Origin of the sequence: Ascidiaceihabitans donghaensis, assembly GCF_900302465.1 — a bacterium.
Classification (GTDB): Bacteria; Pseudomonadota; Alphaproteobacteria; order Rhodobacterales; family Rhodobacteraceae; genus Ascidiaceihabitans; species Ascidiaceihabitans donghaensis.
Window position 1 is genome coordinate 1,592,095 of sequence record NZ_OMOR01000001.1, and the last position, 16,701, is coordinate 1,608,795.

Genomic DNA, 16,701 nt, shown 5'->3' on the forward strand with positions numbered 1-16,701 from the left:
CTACGCATGAGAGGTGAATAACCAGACATGACCTTAATAACCCCTGACGTTGAAGTCGCGGAAATGCAGGAGCTTTTGGCTTCTGTGACCGAGACTGTTCGCGCTTTACGGCGCGAGATTGAAGACCTGAACATACGGGTCAACGCAGGGGAGGAAGTGAACACGACCAAAATGAAGACTGCCGCGACCCAAATGACGGTTCAAATCGGTCTTTGTCAAAAGTTGGAGATGAATCTTGCCGAATGCAGACGCAGACAAGCTGGTATTGCCCCGGGAGCGGCATATGCCCTTGACCTCGACGCAGCACGCGCTGCGATCGGGTGCAAGCTTAATAAGCTCCGCCGATGCACAGGCACAGGCACACTTCCTTAATGAGTTGGATCAGGGAGAGCTTTTGGCTCTCCCTTTTCTATTCGATTTCTGGGCTATGCCCCACCAGTTGCCTCCGGAAGGAGATTGGCGGGCATGGGTCATCATGGGTGGGCGCGGTGCGGGCAAAACCCGTGCCGGGGCCGAATGGGTGCGTTCCAAAGTGGAAGGTGCGCTGCCCATGGACCCTGGCCCTTGTTCGCGTATCGCTTTGGTGGGGGAAACCATCGATCAGGTCCGCGAAGTTATGATTTTTGGCGACAGTGGCATATTGGCCTGTTCGCCCGAAGACCGTCGCCCCACGTGGGTGGCCTCGCGCAAGCGGTTGGAATGGCCCAATGGTGCTGTCGCGTCTGTCCACACCGCGCATGATCCCGAAGGTTTGCGTGGTCCGCAATTTGACGGGGCTTGGGTGGACGAACTGGCCAAATGGCGCAAAGCGCAAGAGACATGGGATCAATTGCAATTTGCCCTGCGCTTGGGGGACTTGCCGCAGGTTTGTGTCACCACCACCCCCCGCAACGTGGGCGTGTTAAAAAAACTGCTAGAGGCCCCGTCCACCGTGGTCACCCACGCCCCCACCGAAGCAAACCGTGCCAATCTGGCGTCGTCCTTCCTGGAAGAGGTCCGCCGCCGGTACGATGGCACGCGTCTTGCCCGTCAGGAACTGGACGGTGTATTGCTGGCGGACGCGGAAGGGGCCTTGTGGACCTCTGCCATGCTGGAGGGCGCGCAAGTTGTCCGCCCCCCTGAACTGGACCGCATCGTTGTCGCGGTTGATCCGGCCACGACCAATGGCAAATCCTCAGATGAATGTGGCATTGTTGTTGTTGGCGCTGTCACCAAGGGGCCGCCGCAAGACTGGCGGGCTTATGTTCTGGCCGATTGCACTGTGCAGGGCATGACCCCTGTGGGTTGGGCAAAGGCCGCAATTCAAGCCATGGAGCGCTTTGGCGCGGATCGTCTGGTGGCGGAAGTTAACCAAGGTGGCCAGATGGTGGCCGAGGTGATCCGTCAGGTGGATGCTTTGGTGCCTTACAAGGGCGTTCATGCCTCGCGCGGTAAGGTGGCCCGCGCAGAACCTGTCGCCGCCCTTTATGAGCAGGGCCGTGTCCTGCACGTCACCGGCGATTTGGTCGCCCTCGAGGATCAGATGGTGCGTATGACAACATCCGGTTTCGAAGGGGATGGATCGCCGGACCGAGTTGATGCCCTTGTCTGGGCGTTACACGAGGTGATGATTGAGCCTGCCGCCAAGTGGCGCCAGCCCGGCATGCGGGCGTTGTAGCCCTGTGAGGTACCCCCGAAAGGGGCAGGGGTTTTCGAACTATTTTACCCGCAACAGACCACCGTACGGTGCCTTAACGGGTTAGCCGTCAATTTTAGCTAAATTAGGCGCAACGGCGTCATGAACGAGATAGGAGCGACTGTCATGGTATTTGATTTCTTGCGACGCAAGGATGCATTCGGGGCTCAGGCCACCATGTCCGAGCAAACAGTGTCGGAGCAAAAGGCAAGTGCGACAGGCCCTGTTGTGGCCTATCAAACATCGGGCCGTGTGGCATGGTCGCCGCGCGATACGGTGTCTTTGACCCGCACAGGATTTTCCGGCAATCCGGTGGGGTTCCGGTCGGTTAAGCTGATCGCTGAAGCTGCGGCTGCGTTGCCTTTGATCATGCAAGATCACGAGCGCCGCTACGACATGCATCCCTTGCTGTCGTTGGTCACGCGCCCAAACCCCATGCAAGGCCGTGCCGAGCTGTTGGAGGCGCTCTATGGTCAGCTTTTGCTGTCCGGCAATGGCTATATAGAAGCGGTTGCCGGTGAAAGTGGCGCCCCATTAGAGCTGCATGTTCTGCGTTCTGACCGGATGTCGGTTGTGCCTGGTGCGGATGGTTGGCCTGTGGCCTATGAATACGCCGTTAGCGGCAGAAAACACCGCTTTGACGCCACGGGTGACGTGTCCCCGATTTGCCATATCAAAAGCTTCCATCCCCAAGACGATCATTATGGTTTCTCGCCCATGCAGGCAGCAGCCATGGCGTTGGATGTACACAATTCGGCGTCTCGCTGGTCCAAAGCCTTGTTGGACAATGCGGCACGCCCGTCTGGTGCCATTGTCTACAAGGGTGCCGAAGGCCAAGGCAGCTTAAGCACAGACCAATATGACCGGTTGGTCGGCGAGATGGAAAGCATGCACCAAGGTGCACGCAACGCGGGCCGTCCCATGTTGTTGGAAGGTGGCCTTGATTGGAAACCAATGGGCTTTTCGCCCTCTGACATGGAATTTCAAAAAACCAAAGAAGCCGCCGCGCGTGAAATCGCCTTGGCCTTTGGGGTGCCGCCGATGTTGATCGGTATTCAGGGCGATGCGACCTATGCCAATTATCAGGAAGCCAATCGCGCGTTCTACCGTTTGACGGTGTTGCCGTTGGCCACGCGGGTGACGGCGGCTTTGGCAGAGTGGCTTGGGGCGCATACAGGTGAAACCGTTCAGCTAAAGCCGGATCTGGATCAGGTGTCTGCCTTGTCTGCAGAGCGCGATGCCCAATGGTCGCGTGTGTCTGGTGCCGCGTTTCTGACGCAGGCGGAAAAGCGCAGTATCCTGGGCTTGCCTGCCTTGCCATCGGAGGGTGCGGATGAGTGACCCGAAGCTATTTGAGCGCTTTGAGTGTGCGCCCGGTCTTCGGTTGCAAGCACATGAGCGCGTGTCGGAACTGCATTATACCAACATCAACCGTCGTCTCGATCGTCTCGAAGAGATGATGGAGCGCTTGGAAAAGCGCCTTTGGTTGACCGTCTACGGTGTTGTTGCTGTCATTCTGGCGCAGGCGTTTCAATCTTTCTTGGTGGCCGCGCCCTAGGCGTTCCACAGTAGTTAACAAAAGGAGTGGCCCATGGATATGGACACTGGTTTGGAGCACAAATTTGCCCGCTTTGGCGATGGCATCGAGGTGCAAGATGGTACGCTGATCGAGGGCTATGCCAGCCTGTTTGGCGAATGTGATCAAGGCGGTGATGTCGTGGGCAAAGGGGCGTATGCGCGTTCCCTGACCGACATCGCCGCCAAGGGGCGCAACGTGAAAATGTTGTGGCAACACGACCCGGCCCAACCCATCGGGGTGTGGGACGAAGTCCACGAAGATGCCAAGGGCCTTTGGGTCAAGGGCCGCTTGCTGGACACCACCCAAAAGGGTCGTGAAGCGGCGTCTTTGATTGCTGCGGGCGCCATTGACGGGCTGTCCATCGGCTATCGCACCGTCAAAGCGACCAAGAATGACAAAGGCCAACGGCTTTTGACCGAACTGGAACTTTGGGAGGTGTCATTGGTCACTTTCCCAATGTTGCCCAGTGCCCGTGTGGCTGCAAAATCAGAGGCTTTGGATGCCGATGATGCGGCAATGCGGGCAATGGCGGCGGCCTTTGAGGGCCTGCGCACAGAGCTGGCGCGCGACGCGGGATAACCCCGCACTGCGTCTTTCACTTTAACCATCAAGGAATGCTTCATGAGCAAGACCGAGATCAAGTCTCGGGCCGGGGAAGGTTTGTCTCCGGCCGAGGGTGCGATGCAAGCCGTCACTGGCTTTGTAAGCGACTTCAAAGGCTTCGCAGCCGACATTCAGACCAAATTTCAACAAACAGAAGAGCGACTGACCATGCTGGATCGTAAATCAAACTCTGCCATTCGTACGCCTTTGGCCGGCGCCACTGAAGCGGGTGCGCCCCATCAGAAAGCTTTCAACGCATATCTGCGTTCGGGTGATGATGATGGTCTGCGTGGCCTCGAAATCGAAGCCAAGGGCCTGTCCACGGCTGTGAACAGCGATGGCGGTTACCTCGTTGATCCGCAGACATCCGACACGGTGAAATCCACGTTGAATGCCACGGCGTCCATCCGTGCCATCGCATCTGTCGTCAATGTCGAAGCCACATCTTATGATGTGTTGATCGACCATTCCGACGTCGATACAGGTTGGGCCACCGAAGCGGGCGGCGTGTCTGAAAGTGCGACACCATCTATCGACCGCATTTCCATCCAGTTGCACGAGCTTTCTGCTTTGCCGAAAGCATCGCAGCGCCTTTTGGACGACTCTGCGTTTGACATCGAAGGCTGGCTGGCTGGTCGCATCGCCGACAAGTTTGCCCGTGCCGAAGCCGCCGCCTTCATCAACGGTGACGGTATCGACAAGCCAAAGGGCTTTTTGGCGCATACATCCGTAGACAATGACGTTTGGGCCTGGGGCAACCTTGGGTATGTGCCAACAGGTGTGGACGGTGACGTCACACCCGAAGCGATTATCGATGTGGTCTATGCTTTGGGTGCAGAATACCGCGCGAACGGCACATTTGTGATGAACTCCAAGACCGCCGGTCTGGTGCGCAAACTGAAAGACAACGATGGTCGTTTCATGTGGTCCGATGGCTTGGCTGCTGGCCAACCTGCAACGCTGATGGGTTATCCTGTTGTGATCGCAGAAGACATGCCGGACGTGTCCACAGGCGCCGACGCCATTGCCTTTGGCGATTTCGCCGCCGGTTACACGGTCGCCGAACGCCCAGATCTGCGCATCCTGCGTGATCCCTTTAGCGCGAAACCGCATGTGCTGTTCTATGCCACAAAGCGTGTTGGCGGTGATGTCAGCGACTTTGCAGCGATCAAACTGCTGAAATTCGCAACCGCTTAACCGCGTGTTGTGAAAGGCGAAAGGCGTCTGGCCTTTCGCCGTCCGGGTGCGCGCCGCGAAAGCTGGCGTTGTCTAGCTGCTCCCCTCCGTCCGAGCAACAACGGCTGGCGCGCGCCCGGGTTCTGATCAGGGATTTGGACACCACAGGGGCAGGAATTTTTCTGGAGACCTTCCATGATGTTGATTGAGGAAACCACGGTAGCCGATGCGGTTTTGCCAGTGGACGCGTTCAAAGCGCATTTACGTCAAGGCACCGGCTTTGGTGAGGATACTCTGCAAGACGAGGTGCTACGCAGTTTCCTGCGCGCTTCCATTGCAGCCGTCGAGGCCCGCACGGGCAAAGTGTTGTTGGAACGTGATTTCAGCTGGACTTTGACGATCTGGCGTGATGCCACCGCCCAAGTGTTGCCTGTGGCCCCTGTTAAGGCAATCACGAGTGTGGAGATGGTCGCCCGTGATGGCGCACGCACTGCCGTTGCCAACGATGCTTTCTGGCTGGAACAAGACCAGCAGCGCCCACGCGTGCGGGCAACGGGTACATGTTTGCCACGCGTGCCGCACAATGGGTCCGTGGTCTTGACGTTCTTGGCAGGCTATGGCGCGGCTTGGGATGATGTGCCTGCAGATTTGCGTCAGGCCGTTTTGCTCTTGGCCTCGCACTACTATGAATTTCGCAATGAGACCTCTTTGTCTGACGGGTGCATGCCATTTGGTGTGGCCAGCCTGATCGAACGTTACAAGGTCATGCGTATTTGGTCCGGGGGGACGGCATAATGTCCCCACGTTTGAACCGACGGCTGACTTTAGAAGCGCCGGACCACCAAAGTGATGGGGCAGGCGGCTTTAGTGAAAGCTGGACCGCATTGGGTGTTCTATGGGCCGAAGTTGTGGCCCGTACTGGTCGCGAAGCCACGCAATCTGGCGCCCCCTTGTCCGATGTCAGCTACAAGATCATCGTTCGCGCCGCGCCCGTTGGTCATATCCAGCGCCCTACGTCGCAACAGCGTTTCCGTGATGGAAACCGTATCTTTCGCATTCAGGCGGTGGCCGAGACTGACATGGGCGCGTGTTACCTAACGTGCTTTGCCAACGAAGAGGTGGTGTCATGAGCTATGTTCTTGCCGCCCCTTTGCAGGCCGCTGTCTATCAAGCCCTAAGCGATGATGTCGATTTGGGTACGCTTGTTGGTTCGGCGATTTATGATGCTATCCCGTCGGGCACTCTGCCGTCGTTATATGTCAGCCTTGGCCCGGAAACGGTTCAGGATGCATCTGACAAAACAGGCAACGGTGCAGTCCATCAGTTTACGGTGTCTGTTGTTACCGAAACCCCCGGTTTCACGGCGGCCAAACACGCCGCGTCCGCCATCAGCGAAGTTCTGCATGATGCAGATCTGACCCTAAGTCGGGGCAGGTTGGTGTCGTTGATGTTTGAACGCGCAGTTGCTGGTCGCATCGATGGCGGATCGGGCCGCAAGATTGATCTGCGTTTTCGGGCGCGTGTCGAAGAATAACCCCTACATTATTGGAGAAAACCTATGGGTGCTCAAAACGGTAAGGACCTTCTGGTCAAAGTGGATATGACCTCTGACGGTCAGTTTGAAACCATCGCGGGGCTGCGGGCCACACGCGTCAGCTTTAACGCGGAAACGGTTGATGTGACGTCTTTGGAAAGCCAAGGCGGCTGGCGCGAGTTGTTGGCGGGCGCAGGTGTGCGATCCTGTTCGATTTCCGGATCCGGTGTCTTCAAAGACGAGGGCACAGACGAACGCGCCCGCCAATTATTCTTTGACGGCGAAACGCCCGAATTCCAGGTCATCATTCCTGACTTCGGCATCGTCGAAGGGGCCTTTCAGGTCACCGCCATCGAATATTCCGGCAGCCACAACGGCGAAGCGACATACGAGTTGTCGATGGCCAGCGCAGGCGCCCTTGATTTCACTGCTATCTGATCCGCCATGACAAATCCTTGGAGAGGGGACGTGTCGCTGACCATTGATGGTGCGCCACACGTCATGCGGCTGACTTTGGGTGCTTTGGCATCCTTGGAAGCGGAATTGGATGAGCCATCGCTGTTGGCATTGGTCGAACGGTTTGAAAGCACACGCTTTTCTTCCCGTGATGTTTTGGCACTGATCGCTGCCGGTTTGGCTGGCGGTGGCTCAGGCTTGACCTTGGCTGATCTGGCAGAGGCCGAAATTGAAGGTGGTCCCATGGCCGCTGCCCGTGCCGGTGCCGAATTGTTGGCGCGTGCGTTTGTATTGCCAACGTCATGAGTGACCATGCGCAGCAAACAGAACCACCGCACGGGCTGGATTGGGCCGCTTTGCTGCGCGCGGGTGTTCAGGGGCTGGGACTAAAGCCAGATGAGTTTTGGTCCCTGACCCCAGCCGAATTGCAGTTGATGCTGGGTGACAAGGGCACGTCCGCGCCTTTGTTGAGCAGCGGTTTGGATGCGTTGATGGCAGCGTATCCAGATAGAAAAGAAGGAGCTTCGCGATGAGTGACATAAACGGATTTGAAAATCTTGAATCTCAGGCTGATGGATTGAATGACAGCCTTGGCACAACGTCTAATTTAGTGTCCGGGTTTTCCAGCGAATTGCATCGCATGCGTGGTGTTTTGGTCGAGACCGGACAAGATGTGCGCGTGTTGGAAAAGGGCTTGTCCTCTGGTTTGCGCAAAGCCTTTGATGGCGTGGTTTTTGACGGCGACAAACTGTCTGATGCTTTGCGCAATGTCGCGGATTCCATGATCAAAGCGACGTACAATGCGGCCATGAAGCCCATTGCCGGTCATTTTGGCGGGCTTTTGTCGCAAGGTGTCAGCGGTCTTTTAGGTAAGATTTTACCCTTTGCCGACGGTGCGCCGTTTAGCCAGGGCCGCGTCATGCCTTTCGCCAATGGCGGCGTCGTCAGCAGCACCACCCCTTTTGGCATGCGTGGCGGCATGGGTGTCATGGGCGAAGCCGGGCCAGAAGCGATCATGCCGTTGGCCCGAGGTCCGGATGGAAAGTTGGGTGTGCGCGGTGGTGGCGGTGGCGGCGCGTCTATCGTCATGAATATCACCACGCCCGATGTACAGGGCTTTGCCAGATCGCAAAGCCAAATCGCCACGCAAATGAGCCGCGCCTTGGGCCGTGCCAACCGCAATCGTTAATCCGAGGGGAGCAAATCAATGTCATTTCACGAAGTCAGGTTTCCAGCATCACTTAGCTTTGGATCCGCAGGCGGTCCTGAGCGCCGCACGGAGATCGTCACATTGGCCAACGGCCATGAAGAACGCAATTCTCCTTGGGCCCATTCAAAGCGCCGCTACGACGCGGGCCTGGGCATGCGGTCCTTGGATGATGTTCAACTGTTGATCGCCTTCTTCGAGGCGCGCATGGGGCAGATGTACGGCTTTCGCTGGAAAGATTGGTCTGACTACAAATCGGGTTTAAGCGGTGCCGAGGTTCAATATGATGATCAGGAAATCGCTTTCGGTGATGGTGTGACAGTCGATTTCCCCTTGGTCAAAGTGTACCGTTCTGGCTTGCATACCTATGCCCGCCCTATTTCCAAACCTGTCGCGGGCACTGTACGAATTGGTGTCGCGCAAGACGAGATGACCAACACAATCGACTATGTTGTCGATGAAACATCAGGCTTGGTGACGTTCGCCCATCCCCCAGAGCCAGAACACCCAATCACAGCAGGCTTCGAGTTTGACGTTCCTGTGCGTTTTGACACCGATCACATCCACACCAACATGGCCAGTTTCCAAGCAGGTGACGTGCCAGATGTTCCTATTGTCGAGGTACGTGTCTGATGTCGGATCGAAGAGAAGCATTTTTGGCGCATGTCGGCACAGGTTTAACAACCTTGTGCCGGTGTTGGCGTATCACGCGGACGGATGGTGTGAAGTATGGATTCACGGATCACGATCAAAATTTGCGGTTTGGGGGTGTCGATTTTCGCGCCGAAACAGGTCTTAGCGCAAGCGCTTTGGCCACAAGCACGGGTCTGTCCGTAGACAACACAGAAGCCCTTGGTGCGCTGACGGACGCAGCTGTCCGCGAAGACGACATTGAGGCTGGTCGCTTTGATGGCGCAGAAGTGCGATCATGGTTGGTCAATTGGGCCGATGTCGATCAGCGCTGGATGCAATTTCGTGGGACCATTGGCGAAATGCGTCGCGCGGGTGGTGCCTTTCAAGCCGAGTTGCGAGGCTTGACTGAAGCGCTAAACCGCCCTTTGGGTCGTGTGTATCAAAAGCCCTGCACCGCAGTTCTTGGTGATGGAACCTGTCGCTTTGACCTATCCCAGCCAGGCTTTTTTACTGACAAGACTGTCTCTGACATTGAGGGCAATCGCATATTTCGCTGGACTGATTTCGGCGCATTTGACGATGCCTGGTTTCAGCGTGGCCGCTTGAATGTTCAAAGCGGTGCCGCTGCGGGACTGTGGGGGGCTATCAAACATGATCGCTTGCAGGATGGCATCCGCGAGATCGAGCTTTGGCAGCCTATTCGCGCGCCGATCTTACCAACCGATGAGGTCCGGCTGCTTGCTGGATGCGACAAGCTGCTGAGTACATGTTCGGAAAAATTCTCAAATATTATCAATTTTCAGGGGTTCCCCGACCTCCCAGGTGAAGACTGGCTGCTTAGCCAGCCCAAGTCGAGCAACCCCAACACCGGAGGCAGCCGCAGATGAGTGGACATGGAAAAGTCGTCATAGCTGTGGCGCGTCAGTGGATTGGTACACCGTATGTGCACCAAGCATCATCAAAAGGCGCTGGCACGGATTGTCTGGGCCTTTTGCGCGGCGTTTGGCGGGACGTCTTGGGCAATGAGCCCGAACAAGCCCCGGCCTATTCGATGGATTGGTCTGAGCCACAAGGCGAAGAGCGTTTGTGGAATGCGGCCATGCGTCATTTTTTGAAAAAGCCTTTGGATACCGAAGCGTCAGGTGATGTTTTGCTGTTCCGGATGCGTTCTGGTGGCGTCGCCAAACATCTTGGCATTGCAGCAAATGTCGGGGTGAGTGGCAGCTTTGTCCATGCCTATTCCGGGCATGGTGTTGTGGAAAGTCCGCTTAGCGCCCCCTGGCGTCGCCGCATTGTGGCACGGTTCCAATTTCCTAAGGAGATCAACTGATGGCAACGGTACTTCTATCTGCAGGCGGGGCTGCTGTCGGCAGCTCCATTGGTGGCACATTTGCCGGTTTGTCTTCGGCCGTCATTGGGCGCGCAGTTGGCGCGACTTTCGGGCGTGTTTTGGATCAAAAGCTGATGGGGTCAGGATCAGACGCTGTCGAAACCGGGCGTGTCGACCGATTTCGCCTGACCAATGCCGGCGAGGGCGATCCAATTGCGCAAGTCTACGGTCGCATGCGTCTTGGTGGGCATATAATTTGGGCTTCTGACTTTGGCGAAGCAACAACGGTTACCGGTGGCGGCAAAGGTGCGCCGTCACAACCTAAAACCACGGAATATAGCTATACTGTTAGCCTTGCCGTCGCTGTGTGTGAGGGCGAAATTTCGGGGGTTGGTCGCGTTTGGGCGGATGGTGAAGAAGTGTCCCCAGACAGCTTGAACATGCGCGTCTACCCGGGCAGCCAGGATCAATTGCCAGATCCGGCGATCGAAGCGGTGGAAGGTGCGGGAAGTGTTCCTGCGTATCGCGGCACCGCTTACGTCGTGCTTGAGGATTTGGCTTTACAGCGTTTCGGGAACCGCGTTCCACAATTCTCCTTTGAGGTGCTTCGCCCCGAACAATCCAATGAAAACGGGGCCGAGTATGAAATGACACGCGGCATTCAGGCTGTTGCGATGATACCGGGCACAGGAGAATATGCTTTGGCTACAACGCCAGTATATTTTTCAGATGGGGCAGGTACGCAATCTGGTGCCAATGTTAATTCACCTTCTGGCAAGGCGGATTTTGCGCAATCGTTAGAAACCTTGTCTGCTGAATTGCCGGCGTGTCGTGCGGCATCTCTTGTTGTGTCTTGGTTTGGAGACGATTTGCGCGCGGGTCACTGCAAGTTAAAGCCCAAAGTCGAACACAAACTGGCCGATGGCCAAAAGATGCCATGGTCCGTGTCCGGATTGACCCGGAGCACCGCCGAAGAGGTGAGCCTTCTGGACGGGCGTCCGGTTTATGGTGGAACTCCAACGGATCAATCCGTTGTCGAAGCCATTGAAGCAATGAATGCCGCAGGAACGGCCGTCATGTTTTACCCTTTCATTCTGATGGAGCAGTTGGATGGCAACGTCTTGCCTGATCCATACAGTGATGCTGTTTCACAACCCGCATTGCCATGGCGTGGTCGCATTACAACTGACAAAGCGCCGGGGCTGGTCGGCACCACCGACAAAACTATAGCGGCCCGAGCCGAGGTCGATGCGTTTTTTGGCACAGTACGCCCGAGTGATTTCTCGATTTCAGGTAAGCAGGTGACGTATTCGGGCCCTCAAGAATGGACCATGTCGCGGTTCATTTTGCACTATGCAGCTTTGTGTGTCGCCGCAGGTGGTGTAGACGCCTTCTGCATTGGTTCTGAGCTGCGCGGGTTGACGCAAATTCGCGCTGAAGCACACAGTTTCCCCGCCGTAGAGCGCCTGCGTGCTCTTGCCGCAGACGTACGTGCAATTCTTGGGCCAGATACCAAAATTTCCTATGCTGCGGATTGGTCTGAATACTTTGGTTATCAGCCAGTGGATGCCGCAGGCGACCGTTACTTCCATCTTGATCCGCTTTGGATGGATGAAAATGTGGATTTCATTGGAATTGACAACTACATGCCTTTGTCGGATTGGCGCGACGGTGTCGATCACGCAGATGCGGATTGGGGTGCGATTTATGATCTTGAGTACCTGAAATCCAACATCGAAGGAGGTGAAGGATTTGATTGGTATTACCACTCAATTGACGCTCAAAATGCGCAAATCCGCACTACCATAACCGATGAAGCCGAAGGTGAACCATGGGTTTGGCGGTACAAGGACATCCGTAGCTTTTGGTCCTTGGTACACTATGATCGAGTAGACGGGGTGCGCGCCACGCAACCCAATTCGTGGGAACCTGGCGCAAAGCCGATTTGGTTCACAGAAATAGGTTGCGCCGCAATTGACAAAGGCACCAATGAGCCAAACAAATTTCTTGATGCCAAGTCTTCCGAAAGCGATTTGCCCAAATATTCAACGGGTGCGCGAGACGATTTGATCCAAAAGCAATATCTGCGGGCGATGACAGAGTATTGGCAAGATCCCGTCAACAACCCGGAATCAGAGCTTTATGAAGGGCGCATGATCGACACAAGCCGATCATTCGTCTGGGCCTGGGACACGCGTCCGTTTCCGTTCTTTCCCAACAATACAGGCCTGTGGAGCGATGGTGAAAACTATTCGCGCGGCCACTGGATAAATGGACGTACGGCTTCGCGATCCTTGGCATCAGTTGTATCCGAAATCTGTGAAAATGCAGGGGTCGCCGCATACGATACACACGACCTTCATGGTTACGTACGTGGTTATCTGGTGGGTGATGTGTCGGATGCGCGGAGTGTTTTGCAGCCTTTGATGCTACGGTACGGGTTTGATGCGGTTGAGCGAGACGGTGGATTGTCTTTTAAAATGCGCAGCGGCTTGAATGCGACTGATTTGGACTTGGATCGTTTGGCCCTAAGTGCAGATTTGCAAAGTTCGTTAGAACAGTCCCGGGAAGCGGAAGCTGAAATGACAGGCCGGGTTCGCCTGAAGTTTGTGCAGTCTGACGGGAATTTTGACAACGTGGCAGAAGAGGCCGTTTTGTCTGATGAAGCGACGCATGCTGTTTCTTCAAGCGAATTTCCAATGTCCATGACACGTCTAGAAGGACGGCAAGTATCGGAAAGATGGTTAACGGAAGCACGTCTTGCACGCGATACGGTAAGATTGGCTTTGCCTGCTTCTATGGCAGCTCTTGGTGCAGGAGACATCATCCGGTTGCCAGGTGATCAAACCGAAGGCGAAGCCCTTTTTCGGATTGACCGCGTTGAACATGGCGCGTCCCAGCTTATGGAAGCTGTTCGTGTCGAGCCGTCGGTCTATGAGCCATCTTCAATTGAAGAACAAATGCCACGGGTTGAAGAATTTGTAGCACCAGTTCCAGTCACACCCTTTTTCCTGGATCTGCCGATGCTTTCAGGCGATGAAGTGCCACATGCACCTCATGTTGCAGTGACTGGAAAGATCTGGCCGGGCGAAATTGCGATTTATCAATCTTCGGACGAAGAGAATTTCAGTCTGAACTCGGTTCTCGGGCAACGGTCAATTATTGGCGTGACGCAATCCGTTTTGAACACAGCGCCTTCGGGAATTTTGGATCACAGCTCTGATTTGACGGTAAAACTTACCACCGGCACCTTGTCGTCCATCACCCAAAATGCGCTTTTGGTTGGCGGAAACCTGGCCGCCATTGGCGATGGTTCGACCGGGCATTGGGAAATCATCCAATTCCGAGAGGCTAACCTTGTTACGCAAGATACTTATACGCTAACAAACTTGTTGCGCGGGCAGGCCGGGAGTGATGCTATTGCATCCGCCCCTTGGCCTGCGGGGTCTTGGTTCGTGCTATTAAACGGGGCTGTCAGTCAGATAGAATATGCAAGTAATTTGCGTGGCATCGATCAGAATTTTTTGATTGGACCGGCCAATACAACGTATGATCACCCATCGTTTCTGAAAAGGCAGCATGCGTTTGAAGGAAACGGTTTGCGGCCCTTGTCCCCAGTGCATTTGAAGGTTGAAGATAAGACATCAACCCATGAAGTCTCGTGGATCAGGCGTTCGCGAATTGAAGGTGATGATTGGGGCGCAGGCGATATTCCGATTGGGGAAGAAAGCGAAAGCTATATTTTGAGAGTTAAGAGTGGATCCTCAGTGCTTCGTGAAGAACTGCTGACCCAAACCCAGTGGAGTTACCCCGAAGCAATTCGCTCGTCCGACGGCGTGTTTGGGATCTACACGATTGAAGTCGCTCAAGTTTCTGCCCGTTACGGTGTCGGGTTGTTTCGCCAAGTTCAGGTCGCAGCATAATGCGACCTGTTTTGATCAGTGACTTGGTTCACGCAGCGCGAGTTCTCTTGCAGGTGCAAAAAACTTCGCGAGTGGGTTTCACAGAGCGCTTGATCCGCGAAGCGGATTGGGCAGATAGATTTCGTAAACACTTTGGTCGAATACACCCCGAATGGGGTGATGGAACTTTGTCCTCAGCGGCCGCCCGGTATCCTGAAGCAGCGGAGCCGAACATCGACAACTTGGAGTTTTCCAAGTGTTTATCGACGGTTTTATGTGTCTTGAGACGCAGAAGGAGTGCAAAATAACGGCCTTTGTCCTTTCATCGGTTTTTCGAATGTGGATCATCACAGCTTTGCGTTTGGCGTTTCGTGCTTACATTGGTATTCTGTACCAAAGAAAGCGAGGCTTATCATGGCTGATCTCCGCACGAATATCGCGACGTTGGATCCGGTTTGGGAACAAATAACAGATGAGGCACGTCAGGCTGTTACGGACGAACCGCTTATCGGCGGTTTTGTTCACGCCTGTATTTTGCATCACAAATCTATCGAGAAGGCATTGTCCTATCGCATTGCAGCCAAGCTTGCGTCTAATGAGATGTCGATGGTTGTGGTCCGCGAGATCGTGGAAGAAGCCTACGTTGCCAACCCCGAACTGGTTGCCGCGTCGCGGGCCGATCTGGTGGCCATCTACGAACGTGATCCGGCGTGCCACCGTTTGTTGCAACCTATTTTGTATTTCAAAGGCTATCAAGCGATACAGGCCTATCGGGTTGGTCATTATCTTTGGGATCAAGGACACAGAGACCTCGCGTATTTCTTCCAGATGCGGGTATCCGAAATTTTTGGTGTCGATATTCACCCTGCCGCCAAATTGGGTCGTGGTATCATGATAGATCACGCCCACTCGATCGTAATTGGCGAAACAGCAGTGGTAGGTGACAACGTCTCAATGTTGCATTCGGTGACGTTGGGGGGCACCGGTAAGGAGGAAGAAGATCGTCATCCGAAAATTGGTGACGGGGTTTTGATTGGCGCCGGAGCCAAAGTGCTGGGCAACATCAAGGTTGGAAATTGTAGCCGGATTGCAGCGGGATCTGTGGTATTGGCAGAAGTTCCAGCATGTAAGACCGTTGCTGGCATCCCTGCAAAAATTGTGGGGGAGGCGGGCTGCGATCAACCCTCTATTTCAATGAACCATATGTTGGGCAAAGACAGCAGCGCGTAAAACTCTCATTTTTCCAAATAAAAAGGCCGCAGGGGAATTCCTCTGCGGCCTTTTTCATGTTGGAATTTGCTTTTTATGCAAGCATTGCAACCGGATTTTCAAGGTTTTCGACAATTGCATTCAGCAACTCTGCACCCAACGCACCATCGATTACACGGTGATCGACCGAAAGCGTTACGGACATGACTGTCGCAACTGCCAAATCACCATCCGGGCCTACCACGGGTTGTTTTTTGCCAGCGCCGACAGCCAAAATCGCACCATGGGGTGGGTTGATCACCGCGTCGAAATTGTCGATGCCGAACATACCCAAATTAGAGATTGCGAAGCTGCCCCCCTGATACTCGTGTGGGGCCAGTTTGCGATCACGGGCCCGGCCTGCCAAATCTTTCATTTGTGCTGAAAGTGCTGAAAGTGACTTCATTTCAGCATCTTGCAAAACAGGTGTAAACAATCCGCCTTCAATTGCGACAGCAACAGCCACATCTGATGGCTTCAGTTTCAAGACTTTGTCACCTGCCCAAACCGCATTTGCATCTGGAACGCTTTGCAAGGCCAATGCACAGGCTTTTATGATGAAATCGTTGACAGACAGCTTTACGTTACGCGCTTCAAGCTGCTTATTCAGGGTGCCACGGAATTCCAAGAGCGCATCCAGCTTGATGTCACGACGCAGATAGAAATGCGGCACGGTTTGTTTGGCTTCCGTCAAACGCGCGGCAATAGTCTTGCGCATCCCATTCAGCGCGATCTCTTCGTATTCGCGACCTTCATACATCTTAGCAATGGCGTCAGATGACGGACCTGAAGCAACCGCAGCAACGGCGGGTGCTGCTGCAGGAGCAGATACAGTCGTAGCCGGGGCCGCAGCACCGGGTTGTGCCGATTCCACATCGGCTTTGACGATACGGCCGTGCGGACCGGATCCAGTCAAAGCGGCCAGATCAATACCTTTGGAGGCCGCAATGCGACGGGCCAAGGGGGATGCAAAGATGCGCGATCCATCAGTGGCGGCAGGCGCGGCCGGAGCAGGCGTGGCAGTTTCTGCCACAGGTGCAGAAGGCGCGGCTTCCGTAGCTACAGGCGCGGCCGCTGGTGCAGACGCCGTCCCAATATCATCGGCACTTTCACCATCTTCCAAAAGCACTGCGATCGCGGTGTTTACTTTGACGCCTTCAGAGCCTTCCGCGATCAAAATCTTGCCAATGACGCCTTCGTCAACAGCTTCAAATTCCATCGTGGCTTTGTCGGTCTCGATTTCGGCCAGCAAATCGCCAGAGGACACGGTGTCGCCTTCCTTAACCAACCATTTGGCCAATGTGCCTTCTTCCATGGTAGGCGAGAGAGCGGGCATGAGAATTTCAATGGGCATGACG

Annotated in this window: 19 protein-coding genes; 18 read left to right on the forward strand and 1 reads right to left on the reverse strand. The window is 55.1% G+C overall.

What is annotated here, in order from left to right:
* The first annotated feature begins 283 nt into the window (after positions 1-283).
* The 18 genes from ASD8599_RS07960 to cysE all read left to right on the forward strand — a co-directional run bounded on the left by ASD8599_RS07960 (position 284) and on the right by cysE (position 15,325).
* The gene (locus ASD8599_RS07960) at positions 284-1,657 is read left to right on the forward strand and encodes a DNA-packaging protein (protein WP_181364437.1); all 1,374 of its coding nucleotides are present in this window, start codon (positions 284-286) and stop codon (positions 1,655-1,657) included.
* A 144-nt stretch (positions 1,658-1,801) separates the two neighbouring features.
* On the forward strand, positions 1,802-3,016 hold the full coding sequence (locus tag ASD8599_RS07965) for a phage portal protein (RefSeq protein WP_108828034.1): 1,215 nt from the start codon (positions 1,802-1,804) through the stop codon (positions 3,014-3,016).
* Positions 3,009-3,233: a GTA head formation protein, RCAP_rcc01685 family gene (locus tag ASD8599_RS07970; protein ID WP_108828035.1), complete on the forward strand. Its 225-nt coding sequence runs from the start codon at positions 3,009-3,011 to the stop codon at positions 3,231-3,233. The genes ASD8599_RS07965 and ASD8599_RS07970 overlap by 8 nt, the downstream gene beginning before the upstream one ends.
* Before the next feature lie 33 nt (positions 3,234-3,266).
* Positions 3,267-3,833, forward strand: a complete 567-nt coding sequence (locus ASD8599_RS07975) for an HK97 family phage prohead protease (protein WP_108828036.1) — start codon at positions 3,267-3,269, stop codon at positions 3,831-3,833.
* A 42-nt stretch (positions 3,834-3,875) separates the two neighbouring features.
* Positions 3,876-5,054 carry a phage major capsid protein gene (locus ASD8599_RS07980; RefSeq protein ID WP_108828037.1) on the forward strand — a complete coding sequence of 393 codons (1,179 nt, stop codon included), beginning with the start codon at positions 3,876-3,878 and terminating at the stop codon, positions 5,052-5,054.
* 174 nt (positions 5,055-5,228) lie between these two features.
* Entirely contained in the window at positions 5,229-5,828 is a 600-nt protein-coding gene (locus tag ASD8599_RS07985) for a head-tail connector protein (protein WP_108828038.1), read from the forward strand.
* On the forward strand, positions 5,828-6,163 hold the full coding sequence (locus ASD8599_RS07990) for a phage head closure protein (RefSeq protein ID WP_108828039.1): 336 nt from the start codon (positions 5,828-5,830) through the stop codon (positions 6,161-6,163). The genes ASD8599_RS07985 and ASD8599_RS07990 overlap by 1 nt, the downstream gene beginning before the upstream one ends.
* Positions 6,160-6,567: a DUF3168 domain-containing protein gene (locus ASD8599_RS07995; protein ID WP_108828040.1), complete on the forward strand. Its 408-nt coding sequence runs from the start codon at positions 6,160-6,162 to the stop codon at positions 6,565-6,567. Before ASD8599_RS07990 ends, ASD8599_RS07995 begins: the two co-directional genes overlap by 4 nt.
* A gap of 24 nt (positions 6,568-6,591) precedes the next feature.
* Positions 6,592-7,005, forward strand: coding sequence for a phage major tail protein, TP901-1 family (locus tag ASD8599_RS08000; RefSeq protein WP_108828041.1), 414 nt, complete (start codon positions 6,592-6,594; stop codon positions 7,003-7,005).
* 6 nt (positions 7,006-7,011) lie between these two features.
* A complete protein-coding gene (locus ASD8599_RS08005; RefSeq protein WP_108828042.1) occupies positions 7,012-7,329 on the forward strand; it encodes a gene transfer agent family protein in 318 nt (105 codons plus the stop codon).
* A complete protein-coding gene (locus ASD8599_RS08010) occupies positions 7,326-7,556 on the forward strand; it encodes a rcc01693 family protein (RefSeq protein ID WP_108828043.1) in 231 nt (76 codons plus the stop codon). Before ASD8599_RS08005 ends, ASD8599_RS08010 begins: the two co-directional genes overlap by 4 nt.
* Positions 7,553-8,212 (forward strand): phage tail tape measure protein, encoded by a 660-nt coding sequence (locus ASD8599_RS08015; RefSeq protein WP_108828044.1) that lies wholly within the window; start codon positions 7,553-7,555, stop codon positions 8,210-8,212. Before ASD8599_RS08010 ends, ASD8599_RS08015 begins: the two co-directional genes overlap by 4 nt.
* Positions 8,213-8,230: 18 nt before the next feature.
* Positions 8,231-8,863, forward strand: a complete 633-nt coding sequence (locus ASD8599_RS08020; RefSeq protein WP_108828045.1) for a DUF2460 domain-containing protein — start codon at positions 8,231-8,233, stop codon at positions 8,861-8,863.
* Positions 8,863-9,750, forward strand: coding sequence for a DUF2163 domain-containing protein (locus ASD8599_RS08025; RefSeq protein ID WP_108828046.1), 888 nt, complete (start codon positions 8,863-8,865; stop codon positions 9,748-9,750). Before ASD8599_RS08020 ends, ASD8599_RS08025 begins: the two co-directional genes overlap by 1 nt.
* Positions 9,747-10,193 (forward strand): NlpC/P60 family protein, encoded by a 447-nt coding sequence (locus ASD8599_RS08030; protein WP_108828047.1) that lies wholly within the window; start codon positions 9,747-9,749, stop codon positions 10,191-10,193. The genes ASD8599_RS08025 and ASD8599_RS08030 overlap by 4 nt, the downstream gene beginning before the upstream one ends.
* Positions 10,193-14,116: a baseplate multidomain protein megatron gene (locus ASD8599_RS08035; protein WP_108828048.1), complete on the forward strand. Its 3,924-nt coding sequence runs from the start codon at positions 10,193-10,195 to the stop codon at positions 14,114-14,116. Before ASD8599_RS08030 ends, ASD8599_RS08035 begins: the two co-directional genes overlap by 1 nt.
* Positions 14,116-14,403: a DUF7742 family protein gene (locus ASD8599_RS20580; protein ID WP_479688722.1), complete on the forward strand. Its 288-nt coding sequence runs from the start codon at positions 14,116-14,118 to the stop codon at positions 14,401-14,403. Before ASD8599_RS08035 ends, ASD8599_RS20580 begins: the two co-directional genes overlap by 1 nt.
* A 106-nt stretch (positions 14,404-14,509) precedes the next feature.
* Complete coding sequence (gene cysE, locus ASD8599_RS08040; protein ID WP_108828049.1) at positions 14,510-15,325, forward strand: serine O-acetyltransferase; 816 nt, start codon at positions 14,510-14,512, stop codon at positions 15,323-15,325.
* A gap of 73 nt (positions 15,326-15,398) precedes the next feature.
* On the opposite strand, the gene ASD8599_RS08045 is transcribed toward cysE, so the two are convergent.
* Complete coding sequence (locus ASD8599_RS08045; RefSeq protein ID WP_108828050.1) at positions 15,399-16,697, reverse strand: pyruvate dehydrogenase complex dihydrolipoamide acetyltransferase; 1,299 nt, start codon at positions 16,695-16,697, stop codon at positions 15,399-15,401.
* Positions 16,698-16,701 lie beyond the last annotated feature (4 nt).